This window comes from Marinobacter sp. B-12 (genome assembly GCF_056857915.1).
Genome location: NZ_JBSXOB010000028.1, coordinates 74,923 through 91,826 on the forward strand (window position 1 = coordinate 74,923; position 16,904 = coordinate 91,826).

The following is a 16,904-nucleotide window of genomic DNA, read 5'->3' on the forward strand; positions in this document are numbered from 1 at the left end:
TGACTGACTTTGGCGGATATGTCTCTGTTCAGGCGGTTCCGCCAAGCATTACACGAACAGCGGTACAGGCGTCCTCCAACTCCTCTTCACGGGGTTCGCGACCGTTGATGATGTCGCTGTACAGGCAGGATTCGGCCAGACGCACCATGAAGTAGGACAGGCTGTTGACGTTCAGAGGCGGATTAATATGTCCGCCTGCAATCTGATCCCGAAGGGTGCGGGTGTTGGCCTCCACGGTACGGCTGTGAAGCGTGGACTGGGATGACGTCAGGATTTTGAGCGCGTACTCCGGATCTTCGCGGATAAACCGCCGCAAGGGTTCAGAGTGCAACAGGGTGGAGTTAATGTGGCGGTATACCGCGACTACAAAGTCGACGCCATTCCCCGGTGTTTCGTTCAGCGCTTCCTGCCTCAGGGGTTCGTAGAGTGACCAGAGCACTTCCCCCAGCAGCAAGTCCTTGTTGCCAACCCAGCGAAACAGGGTGGCCCTGCCAATATTCAATTCCGCAGACAGCGAAGCCAAGTGAATTCGTTCACCTTTCAACCACATCCTTCGTGCACGTCGGAAGGCATCTGCTGGTGTCGCCCTTGTTGTTGTTTTTTCTGTCACTGCAACCTCGTATCGGTACTCGATTTCATTCTAACGACAAAACAGGAAGCCTGCTATGAAGACCAGAATCACCGAATTGTTTGGTATCCATCACCCGATTATCCAGGGAGGCATGCACCACGTTGGGTATGCGGAGCTGGCCGCCGCCGTTTCCAATGCGGGTGGCCTCGGTATGATAACCGGGCTGACTCAGCCTACCCCGGAAGATCTCTCCAGGGAAATTGCACGTTGTGCCGAGATGACTGATCGGCCGTTCGGCGTCAACCTCACGTTTCTGCCGTCCTTCAAGGCGCCGCCTTACCCGGATTATATCCAGGCCATTGTCGACGGTGGTGTGAAAGTGGTGGAAACGGCCGGACGTAGTCCCGAGCAATACATGCCCCAGCTCAAAGCGGCCGGTATCAAGGTGATCCACAAATGCACGTCCGTGCGTCACGCCCTGAAGGCTGAAAAAATCGGTTGCGATGCGGTCAGCGTGGACGGCTTCGAATGTGGCGGCCATCCGGGTGAGGATGACATCCCTAACTTTATCCTGCTGCCACGCGCTGCGGAAGAACTCACCATTCCATTTGTCGCGTCAGGCGGTATGGCGGATGGTCGCAGCCTGGTGGCGGCTATGGCACTGGGCGCTGATGGCATGAATATGGGTACCCGTTTTCTGGCGACCACAGACGCTCCCATCCATGACAATGTCAAACGGGCCATTGTCGACGCGGATGAACTTCAGACCCGCCTCATTATGCGGAACCTCCGTAACACCGAGCGGGTAATGAACAACGCCGCCGTGGAGGAAATCATCCGCATCGAGAACGCGAAAGCCGGCACCGAAACCATTGACGATATCCGCCATCTGGTCACTGGCGTGAAGGGCAGGCTGGTGCTTCAGGAAGGCAAGATGGATGAGGCAGCCTGGAGTTGCGGCATGGTGGCGGGGCTGATTCACGACATTCCCAGTTGTGAGGAACTGGTTGGCCGAATTATGGACGAGGCCGACAGCATCATTCGCCAGCGCCTGCTGGGAAGTCTGGGAATGGCGTGACAGATTTGTGAGGTTTCCGCGATACACTCTTTAACACCTCGTGATTGTACCGTGATAGCACTGCTTCAGGATGTATGTCGAACCTGCCAGTTAGGCAGGCAAACATTCTTGGGGAGACATCACAATGAACAAGTTCACGACAATCGCAGCAATGGCCCTGTTCGGCTTGATGGCAAGCGCGGCTCAGGCAGATGACATGGCGTCTGAAGATGGCATGATGAAGGATGATATGAAAGGATCAATGGAACACAACGACATGAAGAAAGACGGCATGTCGGATTCCATGGGCCACGACATGAAAAAAGACGGCATGTCCGACGACCACAAGGGCATGAAGGATGACGGAATGGACATGAAGAACGACAAGGCCATGCACGACGATATGACAGACCCCGGTATGGGCAAGGCGAGTGCCACGAACTAACCGGCGGCCATTACGGGATATCAGAGCCAGGAACCTATGACGCGAAACGTACTGATTGTGGAAGACAATCCCGGTATTGGTGAGTTGGTACGGATGCACGTGGCCGACCTTGGCATGAACCCCATCCTGTGCGATCGGGGTGATACCGGATTGGAGCGTTTCCACGAAGGCGATATTGACCTGGTTGTACTGGACCTGATGTTGCCTGGCATGGACGGTCTCTCCGTATGCCGTGAAATCCGCTCCGGCCCGGGGTATGTGCCGGTGCTGATGCTCACGGCGAAAAGCACGGAGCTGGATCGTGTGCTGGGATTGGAGATGGGGGCGGACGATTACCTCACCAAACCCTTCAGCGTGGCCGAACTGTCTGCGCGGGTGAAGGCTCTGTTCCGGCGGGTGGACGCCATGTCGAATTCGTCGGGCGAAACGTCCGGGCCTGAAGAGTCGGGTGAGTTGGACACCGAAGGTTTGCGTATCGATCCGGTTCGGCGCCGTGTGTTCGTATGGGAACAGGAGGTGGAATTGACGGCCCGGGAGTTCGATCTGCTCTGGCACTTTGCCAGCCACCCGGGACGTGTGTTCAGCCGGGTTCAGCTACTGGACAAGGTCTGGGGCTATAACCACGAAGGCTATGAGCACACCGTCAATACCCACATTAACCGTCTGCGCGGGAAGATTGAGCAAGACCCGGCGCGGCCGGAGTTTATTGAAACCGTCTGGGGGGTGGGCTATCGCTTCCGGGACTGAACCATGCTGAAAACGCTCTACACGCGGCTGGCGTTAGGCCTTTTCCTGCTACTGTTGGCCGTTGGTCTGCTGTATACCTTTTTCAGCTTGTATTCCCTGCGGGAGTACAACGCGTCTGTTAATCAGGAACTGCACCGGGATCTGGCGAAAGATCTGGTGGCAGACAGGAATCTGGTCAGTGAAGGGGAACTCGACCGAGGCGCCCTGAAAGAACTCTTTGCGCTGTATATGACCATCAATCCCAGCATTGAAATCTACCTGTTGGATCTGGAAGGCACCATCCTCTCTTATTCCGCTGATCCGGCGAAGATCAAGCGCAAGCAAGTCTCGCTCGAACCCATCCGCCGCCTGATGAACGATATGGACAGCTACCCGGTACTGGGCGACGACCCCCGCAGCCATGACCGGCAGAAAGTCTTTTCCGTAACGCCGGTGCCGTCGATAGACAATCCGGAAGGGTATCTCTACGTGGTGCTGCGCGGTGAGGAGTACGATGCCGCGGAAACCATGGCCCGGGGTGGTCAGTTGGTGGAACTGAGCGCCTGGGCCCTGATCGTCAGTCTGGCGGTGGTGATGATTGCGGGGCTGGCGGTCTTCCGGCTGCTGACGCGCCGGCTGACCTTGCTGACCCGGCTGGTGGAAAATTTCGAGCACAGTGACATGAGCCACCAGGCCCTGGATAGTACCTGGCGGGACCGGCGGCCGGTGGTGCGCGATGAAATTGACTACCTGGGCGCCACCTTCGACGACATGGCCAGCCGTATTGCATCCCAGATCGAACTGCTGACGGAAAAAGACGCCCAGCGACGGCAGCTGATCGCCCAGGTGTCCCATGATTTGCGTACGCCCCTGGCCTCGATGCAGGGCTACATTGAAAGTCTCAAACTCAGGCGCGATCGGCTGACAGCGGACGAGCAGGACCGATTTCTCGACATTGCCCTCAAGGAGGGCCGCCGGCTGAGCCGCCTGGTGGATGAGCTGTTTGAACTTGCGGCCCTTGAGGCCCGGGAAAAGCAGCCCGTGCCGGAACCCTTTCCTTTGGCGGAATTGGTGTACGACGTGGTCCAGAAGCATGGACAAGAGGCGAGCACCCGGCAGCTGGAACTTGTGGTGGATGGCGAGCCGGACCTTCCTCTGGCGTACGCTGACCTGGCCATGACCGAGCGGGTACTGGATAACCTTATCGGCAATGCCATTGCGTACAGTCCCTCTGAGGGCCGCATTGAAGTGGTGTTAGGGCAGGCGGACGGACTGCCGCAGGTCTACGTTCACGACAGTGGCCCGGGTATTCCAGAGCAGGACCTGCCCCATATTTTCGACCCTTTCTACCGTGGCGAATCGTCCGGTGGTTCCGGCCACGCCGGCCTGGGGCTGGCCATCGCCCGCAGAATCATGACTCTTCAGGGCGGTGATATCAGCGTTGAGAACCTGAGCTCCGGCGGCGCATCTTTCTGCATACGCTTGCCGGTAGGGCCACCCAAATAGACTGCCTGCATCCGTAATGATCTCTCCGGCGTTATACAAACGTAATAAACTGGAGAAAATGGTGTGATGAATTCCGTGCAAACTGGTCACAGTATTCAATAGGCAAGAGGTTAAGGTTATGAAACGGTATCTGTTACTGACGTCTGTCGCGGCAGCGATCGCACTGACCGGTTTCCAGGTTGGTGCTTCCAAGGGGACGGAATCAAAATACGCCCCGGATGATCCTGACCTGGCGGTTGCCACGTTCGCTGGCGGCTGCTTCTGGTGTGTGGAAGCGGCATATGAAGAGAAAGTGCCCGGCGTTGTTGAGGCGGTGTCCGGCTATAGTGGCGGCGACGAGAAGAACCCGAACTATAAACAGGTAGCTGGTGGTCGCACAGGCCATACTGAGGCGGTGCAGGTCTACTACGATCCTGATGTCATCACCTACGAAGGCTTGCTCCAAGGCCTTTGGCGCACAGCCAACCCCACCGACGTGAAAGGCCAGTACGTGGACCGGGGCAAACAGTACCGGCCGGCGATTTTCTACCACAACGACGCCCAGAAGCGTGCTGCCGAGGCCTCGATAAAGGCACTGGAAGAATCTGGTCGCTACGATCATCCGGTCAAGATTGAAGTGGTTCCTTTCGAAGCGTTCTACGACGCAGAGGAATACCATCAGGACTACTACAAGAAGAACCCGGTGCGGTACCAGTTCTACACCTTCAACTCCGGTCGCTACCAGTTTATCGAAAAGGTCTGGGGCGAGGACGAGAAAGTGGATTACGCTCAATATCGTCCCGAGAACAACGGGGGTTCCGCACAGGCGACTGTCAACAAAGCGTCTGGTGGCAGTGCTGGCATGAACCTCAGCCGGGTTGAGGCGTTCAATCCGGATACGTTCACCAAACCTGACGAAAAAACCCTCAAGGCGCGCTTGACGGAGGAGCAGTACGACATCACCCAGGAGGACGGCACCGAGCCTGCCTACCAAAACGAGTATTATGATGAAAAACGGGCCGGTCTCTATGTGGACATTGTTTCCGGTGAGCCGCTGTTCTCCTCCCGTGACAAGTACAAGTCCAACACGGGTTGGCCCAGCTTTACCAAACCGATCAGTCCGGACATGGTGGTGGAGAAAGAGGACAACACCTTCTTCATGACCCGCACCGAGATCCGTAGCCGCTATGCGGATTCCCACCTCGGGCATGTGTTCAACGACGGCCCGGCGCCAACGGGGTTGCGTTACTGCATGAACTCGGCTGCGCTCCGGTTCATCCCGTTGGAGAACATGGAAAAGGAAGGTTACGGTGCGCTGATCAGTGAAGTGAAAGAAGCCAACCGTACCGCTTCCAACTAAGCAAACACGTTACAGCCAGAGATCCCGGATGGGGGTCTCTGGCGAAAAGTGGTGCTGGATTTGCGCCATCAGCAGTTCGGCGCTGGCCAGCGCGTCCACCACGGCATTGTGTGGTGGGTAGTGTGGCAGCCCATATCGCAGCCGGCTGTCTGCCAGCCGAATCGAGATCGGCCGCTGGCCCCTCAACCTCTGCCACCAGGAGGGTTTCCGATTGGGATGCAGGTAAGCCTCAATGGCCATGGTATCCATCACCGGAAAGCGTATTTCCTCCCCGATTCTCCACTTCAGCGCCATGTTCAGGAATGGACGTTCGATATTGCGGTAGTGCACCACCGGTACGCGCCCGGCCAGGCTTTCCAGAAACTCGTCCAGTACGTCGGCCAGGTCAGGGGCCTTGTCGACATCGGTATGGGTTATGCCATGTATCGTGACAGAGGTCTGGTGTAGCGGCAGTTGCGGTTTCACCAGCCAGTGTCGCGAACCACTCAGTTGCACTCGGTCAAGGGTAAAGGGCACTACTCCGATGCTGACGATGGAGTGCCTGTCAGGGTCCAGGCCGGTGGTTTCGAAATCCACGGCTACAAACGGGACTTCGCTCAGAGGCGTTTCCGGCGCCACACAACCTGCCTCGTAGAACGTCTTCAGTCGCGGGTCTTTCGTTTGTGTTGCCAGTTCCCGGTACTGTTCGGGCCAGGACAAAGTGTCGATCAGTGCTGCCTTGCCATCAGACATTCCGGGTAGCCTGGGGGTTATAGCGGAACTTGAGGAACTTTTGTGCCTGGCTGACCACCTGAAAAGCGTCTTTCAGATGGCTGCGCTCAAACGGCGAAAGGTCTTCCGGCCGCACATTGTTGTCTGGCTCTCGACCTGCTTCGATGGAGAGGGCCTGATGTCGAATACGCACTATCGCAATAAACTCGAAGGCATCCCGAAGGTTATCAACGCCATCCTCCGGAATAAGCTTCGTCTGACCAATGGCTTTGAGCCGGTTGAACGTGTTCTGTGCCCGTGAGCCACAGGCCAGGGCATGTACCCGGATCAGGTCCGACACGGGTGCTGTACCCCGCCGCTTGAGGTTGAAGGTTTTTGCCTGCCTGCCGCTTTCTTCCATGACAAAGGTGCGGAAAAAGCCCAGTGGCGGCGTGCGGTTGAGGGCATTGCGGGCCAGCATGGCCAGGAACCGCTGGCTGTTGCTCGCTTTTTCCGCAATGAAGGTTTTCAGTTCCTCGGTGTATTCGATGCGGCCGTGGATACCGTCCAAGTCGAAGAAAATATTGCTGTTGAGCAGGGCTTCTGCTTTCGGGTTTTCGATCCAGTCAGCGAAGTACTTCTTCCAGACTTTCAGGGGCTGTCGCCATTTCTGGTTGGTGGCCATGATATCGCCGGTGCAGTAGCTGTAGCCGCACTCGGCCAGGCCATCGCTGACAAACTTTGCCAGGGCGAGGAAATACTCGTCGTGTTGCTCCGGATCGAAGCTGTCGTCCAGCACCATGGCGTTGTCCTGGTCGGTGACGACCAGTTGTTCGTCCCGGGCCATGGAGCCCAACGCCATAAAACAATAAGGCACCGGTGGCGGCCCCAGCTTCTCCTCACCCAGTTCGAGTAGCCGCTGACTGAAGGTGCGGCCGATTCCCGCCATGGCGCTGCCAATCATATGGGAATTGGCATCTTCACGGACCATGCGCACGAATGTGTTTGGCACCTCTTTGCTCAGGCGCCTCAGGCCCTTGACGTCCTGTTGGTGATAGATATTGCTGACCAGGTAAAGGCTGCTTTGGGATTCATGCTTGACGATATCCGACAGCGCGATGACGCCCCGTACGGTATCGCCTTCCATCACCGGAAGGTGATGCACGTTATTGTGGAGCATGGTCAGCATGGCTTCGAAAATAAAGGCGCTGGTACGGGTGGTAATCAGCTCTTCCGTCATGATGTCGCTGATGGGTGTTTCTGAGGGCAGCGCCTCGCACAGTGCGCGGGTACGCAGGTCGCGGTCGGTTATGATGCCGGAGAGCGTGGGTTTGTCACCGTTTTCGTCCATCAGCAACAGGGCAGACACCCCCCGGTCCGTCATGATGCGCGCTGCCTCCTGAAGGCGGACGGTGTTGGGTGCCATGACAGGCTCGCGCGAAATAAGCCGGGTAACTCGTGCCGTCATTGGCTGGTTGGACTTCTCGCGCCGGGAAAGCGCGGAACGTAGCCGTGAGTGGTTCTCGGTTTCCACAAAATCGGTGAAGCTCTCGTCGTTTTCCCACAAATACTGAAACACCTCGTCAGGAATGAGGTATATCAGGGAATCTTCTAAGGCCTTGGCAGGAAACCGCACCGATTTGTTCATCAACAGGCCAAACTGACCGAAAATCTCACCTTCGGTTATGCGATTGTAGAGTTCCCCTGAACGGCGATAGATCTCGACAGCTCCACTGCGTACATAGTGCAGGTTGGTGTTTGGCTCATCCAGCTTCAGAATGTCTGTACCTGCGCGAAAATAGGCAATTTCGATACTCGATACGATACGGTCCAGAAACTCGTCCGGCATTTCGTCGAATGGAGAGTGCTGGGTCAGATGGTTGCGTATTTCAATCAGCTCTGCCTGCATTGCTCGTTCCTTTTCGCGCCGGTTAGGCCTATAGAATTTATCACGCAATATAGCAGCGGCGTTGTTTTACGGCCATGATGTCCGGTAAGACGATCATACTGAATAGAAAGAGGAGCGGCTTTGCCTGGTATTCGCACATTGGTTCTTGGGGGCATTCGATCTGGCAAAACCGCGCTGGCGGAACGCATTGCCAGCGCCGCCGGTTTACCCGTGGTCTATGTTGCAACGGCGACCGCCGACGACGAAGAAATGACCCGGCGGGTGGCCCGTCACCGGCAGAATCGGCCGCCGGAATGGGGGTTGGCAGAGGAACCCTTGAAGCTGGCCTCCCTGCTGGATGGTTACACCAGGGAACCACAGCCACCGTTGTTGCTAGTGGATTGCATGAGCCTGTGGGTGAGCAACCTGCTGTTTGCCGGCGATGAAGTGTTTGCCCGTGAGCGTGCCGCCTTCCTGCGGGCACTGGAGAACTACCCGGGCCAAATCGTGATTGTCAGTAATGAAGTGGGCCTGGGTACCATTGGCATGGACCCGCTCACCCGCCGTTTCTGCGATGAACTGGGTTGGCTCAACCAGGATCTTGCCGCCTGCTGTGAGCGGGTGATGATGAGCGTGGCGGGGCTGCCGCAAACGTTGAAAGGCTGATTATCCGCCGTGCGTTTGCAGGCAACTGAGCAGGCCATGCTCCGAGAGGTCCACGCGGATACGGCTGCGGCAGGCGTAGGGGACGGTTAGCGCTGAAAAAGAGCGTTCAGTAGGGATGCCCATTACTTCCGCCAGGAGCATGCGAATCACGCCGCCATGGCACACCACGAGTACCCGCTTTCCTGCCGCTTGCGTTTGCCAATCCTGCCAGGCGCTGCTGACCCTTTGCCGGAATTCGGTTATAGCCTCACCACCGGGCGGAGGATAACGAACCGGGTCGCTCCAGAAACGGGTCAGCGCCTCGGGCGTATCGGCCATGATGTTCTCGGAGGTTCTGCCCTCCCAATCACCAAAAGCAATCTCCCGCAGCCGTGGCTCCTGGTGCAATGGAATCTGACGTTGCTCCGCCAACTGTTCTGCGAAGATGCGACAGCGCAGCAGTGGGGAGGTGATGATCACATCCCACTGGTCATCGTCCCTGATGGCCGCGTTCATCTGTTGCCAGCCAGCGTCGCTCAGTGGATCATCCTTGCTGCCCCGGAACATGGGCCCGCCGGCAGGTTCGCCATGACGGATCAGGTCGAAAAACGCAGTGGTGTTCTGGTTATTGGTCATCCCCGCTTCAGTCCTCGTTCTTATCAGTCACGCCGGCGTCAGCGAAGCTGGCCATCTGATTGTGTAGGGCACAGGCACTGCGAAGCAGCGGAACCGCCACCGCTGCGCCGCTGCCTTCACCCAGGCGCATGCCCAGATCCAGCAACGGCCGGGCATCCAGTGCGTCCAGTACCGCCTGATGCCCCGGTTCCGCCGAACGATGCGCGAACAACAGCCATTCCCGGAGATTCGGCTGTTGGCGCACGGCGACCAGCGCCGCGACGGAAACGATAAATCCATCCACCAGTACGGGAATGCCGCGCGCCGCGCTACCCATAATGGCGCCTGCCAGCGCGGCAATCTCGAACCCGCCGAGGGAGGCCAGCACCGCCAGGGGATCGCGGTTGTTGCCATGCCTGGCCAATGCCCGGGCGATGACCTCGCACTTTCGAGACACACCGGCTGCATCCAGCCCCGTGCCCGGCCCGGCCAGGTTTTCCGGGCTTTGCGCCAGCAACGCGCAGGCAACGGCGGTGGCACTGGTGGTATTGCCGATACCCATATCGCCACCCACAAACAGTCGGCACCCGTCATCCGCGGCGCGGGCGGCGGCCCTGTCACCACTGGCCAGCGCTTGTTCAAGCTGGCCTGGTGTCATCGCGTCGGTTGTGGCCAGATTGGCGGTGCCCGCGGCGATCTGCTCATCGCGCACATCGGTCAATGGCGGAACGTCGCCGACGGTTCCGAGATTCACCACTTCCAGCGAGGCCCCCAGTTCCCGAGCCAATACGCTGATAGCCGCGCCACCGCTGGCAAAGTTGGCAATCATCTGGGCGGTAACTTCCTGGGGATACGCGGATACGCCCTCGGTACAGACGCCGTGATCCGCCGCGAAAACGACAATGCGGGCAGGCTCGACCTGCGGATGTCGCGTGCGCTGAAGGCCCGCCAGTATAATCGCTACGTCTTCCAACTGTCCCAGAGACCCCCGGGGCTTGGTGAGCACTTGTTGGCGTTGCCGTGCCCGCTCAGAAAATTGGGTGTCGGAGGTTGGCAACGGCTGTGTCCAGCAGGAAGGCAGCGGCATGGTTGGGTCCTGAGGTAGCAAAGTGTTGGGCCGAAGATGGTCTACCCGGCCTGAAAAAGTGTCAAGGATAGCAGTCACTCGGTTAGACTTCCTTTCGATCACGACAACCCATCGCCCGCTTGAAGAGACACTGCTGATTTGAACGCCTTCATTCTCGCCGTGACAGCTTGTTTTATTGCCGTTGTATTGGACCGCTGGTTGGGTGAACCGCGCCGGTGGCACCCGCTCGTTGGTTTTGGGTATGTCGCCGCCTTCCTGGAGCAGAGATTGAATCGACTACCTGAGCGAATGGCGCGATCGATGGTTCTCGGGTTCCTGGGCCTGTTAATCGCAGTGATACCTGTGCTGGCGGTTGCCGAGTGGTTGCGCTGGTGGTTGGGGGACTGGGAATACTTGCTGGTTCAGGCCGTGGTGTTGTATTTCGCCCTGTCCATTCGTGGCCTGACGGAGCACGGCCGGGCAGTGTCTGACGCGTTGCATGGGGGCGACCTTGAGAATGCCCGCGCGCAGGTCGGCCGTATTGTTAGCCGTAATGCAGCGGCGCTTGATGACAACGGCGTAGCAACAGCCGCGACCGAGTCCATGCTGGAAAACGGCGCGGACGCGGTCTTTGCCAGCCTGTTCTGGTTCCTCGTGGCCGGTGTGCCGGGCGTGCTGCTTCACCGGCTGGTGAACACACTGGACGCCATGTGGGGGTATCGCAATGATCGCTACCGGTATTTTGGCCGCGCTGCGGCAAGGCTGGACGACGTGGTGAACTGGGTACCCGCTCGCTTCACGGCGCTGACCTACAGCCTGCTTGGCGATGTCCGTGGCGGTTTTCGTTGCTGGCGGGCACAGGCGCCGGCCTGGGACAGCCCGAACGCCGGCCCGGTCATGGCTGCAGGAGCCGGGGCCTTGAGGGTTGTACTCGGTGGCCCTGCGCCCTACGCCTCGGGCATCAAGCAACGGCCCATGCTCGGTGAAGGTGAACCGGCATCGGCGGAGACCATTGATGCGGCCATCCAACTTGTACATCGCGGCGTGTGGTTGTGGCTCGGACTGTTGGCAGCGGTCGCCATTATCGGATGGATAACCAGCACCGCTCCTTGAAGGTGTCAGCCTGCCACTACCGGTTCCCGTGTTTCGCTGGCCGGTATGGTCAACATCAGCAGGAAGCCAATCACCAGGAACACCAGGATGGTGCTCATGCCCCAGCGCTGGCTGTCGGTGACGGCCGTGACCCAACCCACCAGCAGCGGGCCGGCAAACGCGGTGGCTTTGCCAGAGAACGCGAACAGGCCGAACATCTGCGTTTGCAGGTGCGGCGGCGCAATGCGGGCCAGGTGGGAACGGCTCGCGGACTGCAACGGCCCTACGAAGATGCCCAGGATCATGCCCCATACCCAGAACGCGGTGGCGCCATCCACCACCAGAATGGCCAGGGCACTGCAGCCCAGCCCCACCAGTGACAGCAGAATGGTGTTGCGCCCACCCAGGGTATCATCCACCCAGGCGAAGCCCAACGCGCCGAGGCCGGCGGTGACGTTCAGCGCGATGGCGAATTGCAGCACTTCCGTAGACCCCATATTGAAGGTACCCGCCGCGTACACCCCGCCGAAGGTGAAGATGGTGGCCAGGCCATCGGTGTAGAGCATGCGGGCGATCAGGAAGCGCACGATGTCCTTGTACTGGCGAACGTGGGCGATGGATTCCTTCAGTTGCCGGAACCCGGCGCGGGTGGCGGCGCCAAGTCCCAGGCCGGTGGATGGGCGGTCCGGAACAAAGATAAAGGCCGGCAGGGCGAACACCAGGTACCACACCGCTACCAGCACAAAAGTGGCCCGCACGTGCTCGGCGTTGTCCCTATTGAGATCGAACAGGCTGGCATCGGCTTCGATAAAGCCATACAGTGCCACGATAAGGCTCAGCACGCCCCCGGTGTAACCCAACCCCCAGGCCCAGCCTGACCAGCGCCCGGTTCGTGCCGGGCTTGCGAGATCCGGCAACATGGAATTGTAGAAAATGAACGCAAATTCGGCGCCGAGTGTACCCAGCCCCACCCACAGGGCAGCGTTCCAGAACTGATCCTGCTCCGGTGTGACCGTCCACAACATGGCGCAGGAGACCACGCAAAGCAGGGTGAAGCTGATAAACCAGGGTTTACGACGGCCCGACTGGTCGGCGATGGCCCCCAGTATCGGCGCCAGGATCGCGATGAACACCCCGGCAATGCCAACGATGTTGCCCCAGGCTTCCGTGCCCTTTACTTCGTCCTGCATCACCGACACGCTGAAATACTGGGCGAAGACAAAGGTCAGAATGATGGTGAAAAAGGCGCTGTTGGCCCAGTCGTAGAGTGCCCAGGACCAGAGCGCGCGTTTGTCTTCCGGCTTGCCCTGTGGGTGGGCGACAGGCGATTGCGATGACATGTGGGGCTGGGCTCCTGATCCTTGCACGATAAATCCGTGCAGTGATTGTCGCGATTATCGCCACAAATGCACAGCCCCATGGGGTTAAACCCTCTTCAGGTTCCGCGACTCGTGGTCCAGCAACCACGCTTTGCGTTCCAGGCCGCCGGCGTAGCCCGTCAAAGTACCATTGGCTCCGATCACCCGGTGGCAGGGAATCAGAATGGCAATGGGGTTGAGAGCATTGGCGCGAGCCACAGCGCGTACCGCCCTCGGGTTGCCCAGAGTGTTTGCCAGCGCACTGTAGGAGCGGTGCTCACCCGCTGGAATTCCAGTCAGTCCCTGCCAGACCTGCTGCTGGAACTCGGTGCCGGTCAAGCGGATGTCCTTCCACGGCAGGGGCTTGATTACTCCCGAGAAATAGGCGTCGAGCCACTCGATAATCGTCCCGGGGGCGCCGTCCTGCTGCTCGCGCCACTCAGGCTGACGGAACCGGCGGTTTTGCAGCGTATGCATGCGCTCTTCGTTGTCGTCGAAGTCCAGGTGCACCAGTTGCTCATCCACCGTTGCCAGGCTCAGTGGGCCAACGGGACTGGGAAAGCGGCTGACATGAATTTGAATTGTCATGGTGTTGTCTCCTGCCGGGATGGATGGGTATTCAGTGATGTCCACAGGTACTGCGCCGCGTAGGCCCGCCATGGCCGCCAGCGTTCGGCATGGCGAGTCAGGGCTTTGGCGTCTTGCGGGCCGCCCAGGTGGCTCGCGGCCTTGAGTATGCCCAGGTCGCTGGCGGGAAAAGCGTCTGGATCTCCCAGGCCGCGCAGGGCTAGATACTGGAGTGTCCAGGGGCCGATGCCCCGCATGGATGCCAATTGCGCCAACAGGTCGTTGCCATCCTGTTCGGCAAAACCGGGTTCGGCAAACCGGGCGGTGATTAGGGCCAGGGTGTCTGCACGGCTGCCGGGCATGCCGAGTGTGTTCAACGGCTGGCCGACGAGTGCCGCCGGGTCCGGGAATCTATGGGTAATGTCCGTGCCCCTGGCAAGGTACTCGGGAAGGGGCTGGCCATAACGAGCCACCAGCCGCCCGGCCAGGGTTCGCGCCGCCAAGATGGACACCTGCTGACCCAGAATAGCGCGGACAGCAAACTCAAACCGCTCCCAGCTGCCCGGAACGCGCAGGCCGGGATGCTGTGCGATCAGTGGTTCCAATAGCGGATCCCGGGCCAGATGCTCTCCGATGCCGGGCAGGTCCGCATCCAGATCGAGCAAACGGCGTATCCGCGCACTCACCTCCAGAATGGACTGCCGCGCCGGCCCACGAAGGATAACCTGCACCCCCGGGGGATGGTCGCCAGGGCGGCAGATCACCAGCCCCGGTTGACCCGCAATGCAGAGCGATCGCGCATAGTGGTGCGCGCCAACCGCTTCCAGGCCCGGAATGGCTCGCGCCCGAAAGAAGGTCAGTAATTGCTCACTGTCGAAGGGCGGGCGGGCTTGCAGGAACAGAACCAGATCGTCGTGTGCCGGCAAAAAAGGGTCGTCTGCACGGCGTTGTGTGGTTCTAAGTGGCGACTTCAGGCCTCTGCGGAATGCCGTCGGTGCATTACCGTAGGCTTCCTTCAGGGTGTGATTGAAGCGGCGCAGGCTGCTGAAACCGGCAATCTCCGCGATCTCGGTCATACTCAGGTTGCTGTCGACAATCAGCTGCCGGGCCCGCAACAAACGCCGGGCCTGTGCGTGCTGTTGTGGGGTGGCTCCGGTGTGGCGTTTGTAAAGCTGGCGCAGGTAGCGGTCGGTAATGCCCAGCCGCTCGGCCAGGTCGGCCACGGAGCCGTTATCCAGAGCGCCTTCGTCCACCAGCCGTACCGCCCGGGCCACGGTGGTGTGAACCCCTGCTGCGGCCGGGCTACCGGGTGCCGCTTCCGGCCGGCACCGCAGGCAGGGGCGAAAGCCGTTGGCCATGGCTGTTTCTGCCGACGGGTAAAAGCGCACATTCCCGCGCTTGGGCGTCACCGCCGGGCAAATGGGGCGGCAGAAAATCCCGGTGGTCAACACGGCGGTGTAGAAGCGACCGTCGAATCGGGCATCCCGGGTTTTCAGTGCCTGGTAGCAAAGGTCATCAGTCAATGTGTCCATAACCGAAAGTGTACCAGCGAAACCCGAAAAAACTCGCCGGATTCGGAACTGATGGTCGGCCGCCTACATCGCGAGCCCAAGCAGCAGGACCAGCTCCGCAAACACCACGCTGGCCCCAAGGGTATCGCCGGTGTAGCCACCCAGCTGCCGGCGCAGATACCCACCCCAGACAACGGCCGTACCGAGCGTGGCGAAGATCAGCCACAGCAGGAGTTCAGCCCCAAGCGGGATGAGGGCTAGCGCGACAATCGCGGTGAACAAGGTGGCAATCGCCAGTCGTGAGCGCGAAAAATCCTCGGCCACCGGCTTGCTTTTGCTCTTGTCCGGGTCGGTCACATACGGCAGGAAGCCCATAATCATCAGTGGCGCGAGACGCGACACCATCGGGGCCAGGATCAGCGCCAGCCACACCGGTTGTGCTTCGGCCAGCAGCGCAAGTTTCAGCACCAACGCGACCACCAGCGCCACCGTGCCGTAGGTGCCGATGCGGCTGTCCTTCATGATCCGCAACCTGGCCTCCAGGGAGTACCCGCCACCTAATGCATCGATACTGTCGGCCAATCCATCCTCGTGGAACGCGCCGGTAATCCACAGGTGAAAACCCAGAACAAGGATAAGACTGACCAGCGGGCTCCAAAGCTGCACAACAGCCATGTACAGTCCCGCATAAATCACGCCGAGCACCAGCCCCACCAGCGGAAAATAGACACTGCACTGATTCATCAGGCGGGGGGAATAGTCGATACGCACCAGCATGGGAATGCGTGTCAGGAATCCGATGGCCAGCCAGAAGGCCTGCCATTCTCTGGAAACGAGGGATTTCAATTGACTCAATGCGCTGCCCTGCTTTCGGAGGTGGTGTAAGTCTACGGCCAGTTTAGCATTATCGTTGCGTAAGCTTGTTGCACACTGACATTTTGGCGCTTACCCGGCCGCCCACGCATGAGGAACAGGCCAGGACTGCAGCCGACCTTGCAGGCTGGAGTTATACGAACCGGTTCGCAAAACTCCGGACAAGAAGCGAGAAGCCCTCATAAGTATCTGATACTGTTGAAGCTGGATTAGAACATTGTGGAGCTATACGCCCTTGTCGGCAGGTATGTTAGAGGCCAAGGAGGGCGTATAACTTCTGCGGTAGTCGTGGTAAGTTCTGGTTAAATTTTGATTTTAAAGCAATTTCTTGAATCAGAAGGGGCGGCTGGAATTGGAGTTATACGAACGTGTTCGTGTAATACGCTGTTAAAAGTACACAACAGGGAGGTTTAGCATGGCAGAAATAATCACATTCCCGAGAAATGAGGACGCGGCTCGACGCGATTTGGAGCGCATGATCGAGGAAAACCTCGAAGTGCCTGATGGGGATCTAAAAAACTGCATCAAAGAGCGAGTATCAAATTATCTCGCCAAAGCGCCTAAACTGCCTTCATTGAATTTCAAAGTGCCAGACTCGCTCACTGACGCACAAAAAGACGAGATCGTTTCGTCTCTAAGCCAAGAATACGATGCTCAGGTTTCGGCATACGCATTCAAGTTCCTATCTGACATCGCGTTACTTCAACTTGAAATTTGTCAGTGCAAGCATGGTAAGTGACTTTTAACAAATCAATTAAGTTCGTTCCGGCCTTCGGCCTCCACCGGACGCCCCTGTCGGGGCGCCGCTTATTTCAGCGTTGAGGCTGTAGAAAAACTCCGAATTCAGCCCCGGTTTTGCTAGGATCAGGCAAACGGACAAGGAGTCGTCAGATGCCCAAAGCCAAGCCCCGTTTCAGACCCTACAACCCCGACCAGAACGCCATGGTCGTGATCA

At 58.8% G+C, this 16,904-nt stretch carries 17 protein-coding genes; 8 read left to right on the plus strand and 9 right to left on the minus strand.

Annotation, left to right across the window (positions count from 1 at the left end):
- Positions 1–28 precede the first annotated feature (28 nt).
- Positions 29–523 (minus strand): QsdR family transcriptional regulator, encoded by a 495-nt coding sequence (locus AC13D2_RS03050; RefSeq protein ID WP_292046700.1) that lies wholly within the window; start codon positions 521–523, stop codon positions 29–31.
- Positions 524–665: 142 nt separating this feature from the next.
- Here AC13D2_RS03050 and AC13D2_RS03055 point away from each other — a divergent pair, with 142 nt between their 5' ends.
- From AC13D2_RS03055 to msrB, 5 genes are all read left to right on the plus strand, one after another.
- Entirely contained in the window at positions 666–1,649 is a 984-nt protein-coding gene (locus tag AC13D2_RS03055) for an NAD(P)H-dependent flavin oxidoreductase (protein ID WP_292046699.1), read from the plus strand.
- A gap of 124 nt (positions 1,650–1,773) precedes the next feature.
- The gene (locus AC13D2_RS03060; RefSeq protein WP_292046698.1) at positions 1,774–2,073 is read left to right on the plus strand and encodes a hypothetical protein; all 300 of its coding nucleotides are present in this window, start codon (positions 1,774–1,776) and stop codon (positions 2,071–2,073) included.
- A gap of 36 nt (positions 2,074–2,109) precedes the next feature.
- Positions 2,110–2,820: a response regulator transcription factor gene (locus AC13D2_RS03065; protein ID WP_292046697.1), complete on the plus strand. Its 711-nt coding sequence runs from the start codon at positions 2,110–2,112 to the stop codon at positions 2,818–2,820.
- A gap of 3 nt (positions 2,821–2,823) precedes the next feature.
- Positions 2,824–4,305: a sensor histidine kinase gene (locus tag AC13D2_RS03070; protein WP_292046696.1), complete on the plus strand. Its 1,482-nt coding sequence runs from the start codon at positions 2,824–2,826 to the stop codon at positions 4,303–4,305.
- A 118-nt stretch (positions 4,306–4,423) separates the two neighbouring features.
- Complete coding sequence (gene msrB / locus AC13D2_RS03075; RefSeq protein WP_292046695.1) at positions 4,424–5,644, plus strand: peptide-methionine (R)-S-oxide reductase MsrB; 1,221 nt, start codon at positions 4,424–4,426, stop codon at positions 5,642–5,644.
- Between the two features lie 9 nt (positions 5,645–5,653).
- On the opposite strand, the gene AC13D2_RS03080 is transcribed toward msrB, so the two are convergent.
- Together AC13D2_RS03080 and AC13D2_RS03085 are read right to left on the minus strand one after the other, a co-directional pair.
- Positions 5,654–6,376 (minus strand): 3'-5' exonuclease, encoded by a 723-nt coding sequence (locus AC13D2_RS03080; protein ID WP_292046694.1) that lies wholly within the window; start codon positions 6,374–6,376, stop codon positions 5,654–5,656.
- Positions 6,369–8,243, minus strand: coding sequence for a putative nucleotidyltransferase substrate binding domain-containing protein (locus tag AC13D2_RS03085; RefSeq protein WP_292046693.1), 1,875 nt, complete (start codon positions 8,241–8,243; stop codon positions 6,369–6,371). Before AC13D2_RS03085 ends, AC13D2_RS03080 begins: the two co-directional genes overlap by 8 nt.
- A gap of 129 nt (positions 8,244–8,372) precedes the next feature.
- Between AC13D2_RS03085 and cobU the strand changes: the two genes are divergently transcribed.
- Positions 8,373–8,888, plus strand: a complete 516-nt coding sequence (gene cobU / locus AC13D2_RS03090; protein ID WP_482938219.1) for a bifunctional adenosylcobinamide kinase/adenosylcobinamide-phosphate guanylyltransferase — start codon at positions 8,373–8,375, stop codon at positions 8,886–8,888.
- On the opposite strand, the gene AC13D2_RS03095 is transcribed toward cobU, so the two are convergent.
- Positions 8,889–9,503 carry a histidine phosphatase family protein gene (locus AC13D2_RS03095; protein WP_482938210.1) on the minus strand — a complete coding sequence of 205 codons (615 nt, stop codon included), beginning with the start codon at positions 9,501–9,503 and terminating at the stop codon, positions 8,889–8,891.
- 7 nt (positions 9,504–9,510) lie between these two features.
- Positions 9,511–10,569, minus strand: a complete 1,059-nt coding sequence (cobT, locus tag AC13D2_RS03100; protein ID WP_482938211.1) for a nicotinate-nucleotide--dimethylbenzimidazole phosphoribosyltransferase — start codon at positions 10,567–10,569, stop codon at positions 9,511–9,513.
- A 150-nt stretch (positions 10,570–10,719) separates the two neighbouring features.
- Here cobT and cbiB point away from each other — a divergent pair, with 150 nt between their 5' ends.
- On the plus strand, positions 10,720–11,661 hold the full coding sequence (gene cbiB, locus AC13D2_RS03105; RefSeq protein WP_482938220.1) for an adenosylcobinamide-phosphate synthase CbiB: 942 nt from the start codon (positions 10,720–10,722) through the stop codon (positions 11,659–11,661).
- Between the two features lie 5 nt (positions 11,662–11,666).
- On the opposite strand, the gene AC13D2_RS03110 is transcribed toward cbiB, so the two are convergent.
- The 4 genes from AC13D2_RS03110 to cobS form a co-directional block, all read right to left on the minus strand.
- The gene (locus tag AC13D2_RS03110; protein WP_482938212.1) at positions 11,667–12,980 is read right to left on the minus strand and encodes an MFS transporter; all 1,314 of its coding nucleotides are present in this window, start codon (positions 12,978–12,980) and stop codon (positions 11,667–11,669) included.
- Between the two features lie 84 nt (positions 12,981–13,064).
- Complete coding sequence (locus tag AC13D2_RS03115) at positions 13,065–13,586, minus strand: methylated-DNA--[protein]-cysteine S-methyltransferase (protein ID WP_482938213.1); 522 nt, start codon at positions 13,584–13,586, stop codon at positions 13,065–13,067.
- Positions 13,583–15,097, minus strand: a complete 1,515-nt coding sequence (locus AC13D2_RS03120) for an AlkA N-terminal domain-containing protein (RefSeq protein WP_482938214.1) — start codon at positions 15,095–15,097, stop codon at positions 13,583–13,585. The genes AC13D2_RS03115 and AC13D2_RS03120 overlap by 4 nt, the downstream gene beginning before the upstream one ends.
- Positions 15,098–15,160: 63 nt before the next feature.
- Positions 15,161–15,931: an adenosylcobinamide-GDP ribazoletransferase gene (gene cobS, locus AC13D2_RS03125; protein ID WP_482938215.1), complete on the minus strand. Its 771-nt coding sequence runs from the start codon at positions 15,929–15,931 to the stop codon at positions 15,161–15,163.
- Between the two features lie 433 nt (positions 15,932–16,364).
- On the opposite strand from cobS, the gene AC13D2_RS03130 reads away from it, so the two are divergent.
- Entirely contained in the window at positions 16,365–16,688 is a 324-nt protein-coding gene (locus AC13D2_RS03130; RefSeq protein WP_482938216.1) for a hypothetical protein, read from the plus strand.
- The last annotated feature ends 216 nt before the right edge of the window (positions 16,689–16,904 follow it).

Coding starts and splice junctions, on each gene's coding strand:
- AC13D2_RS03070 (WP_292046696.1), top strand. CDS start 2,824: ATGCTGAAAACGCTCTACACGCGGCTGGCGTTAGGCCTTTTCCTGCTA.
- msrB (WP_292046695.1), top strand. CDS start 4,424: ATGAAACGGTATCTGTTACTGACGTCTGTCGCGGCAGCGATCGCACTG.
- AC13D2_RS03095 (WP_482938210.1), bottom strand. CDS start 9,503: ATGACCAATAACCAGAACACCACTGCGTTTTTCGACCTGATCCGTCAT.
- AC13D2_RS03055 (WP_292046699.1), top strand. CDS start 666: ATGAAGACCAGAATCACCGAATTGTTTGGTATCCATCACCCGATTATC.
- AC13D2_RS03065 (WP_292046697.1), top strand. CDS start 2,110: ATGACGCGAAACGTACTGATTGTGGAAGACAATCCCGGTATTGGTGAG.
- AC13D2_RS03120 (WP_482938214.1), bottom strand. CDS start 15,097: ATGGACACATTGACTGATGACCTTTGCTACCAGGCACTGAAAACCCGG.
- AC13D2_RS03110 (WP_482938212.1), bottom strand. CDS start 12,980: ATGTCATCGCAATCGCCTGTCGCCCACCCACAGGGCAAGCCGGAAGAC.
- AC13D2_RS03085 (WP_292046693.1), bottom strand. CDS start 8,243: ATGCAGGCAGAGCTGATTGAAATACGCAACCATCTGACCCAGCACTCT.
- AC13D2_RS03060 (WP_292046698.1), top strand. CDS start 1,774: ATGAACAAGTTCACGACAATCGCAGCAATGGCCCTGTTCGGCTTGATG.
- AC13D2_RS03080 (WP_292046694.1), bottom strand. CDS start 6,376: ATGTCTGATGGCAAGGCAGCACTGATCGACACTTTGTCCTGGCCCGAA.
- cobT (WP_482938211.1), bottom strand. CDS start 10,569: ATGCCGCTGCCTTCCTGCTGGACACAGCCGTTGCCAACCTCCGACACC.
- AC13D2_RS03115 (WP_482938213.1), bottom strand. CDS start 13,586: ATGACAATTCAAATTCATGTCAGCCGCTTTCCCAGTCCCGTTGGCCCA.
- AC13D2_RS03130 (WP_482938216.1), top strand. CDS start 16,365: ATGGCAGAAATAATCACATTCCCGAGAAATGAGGACGCGGCTCGACGC.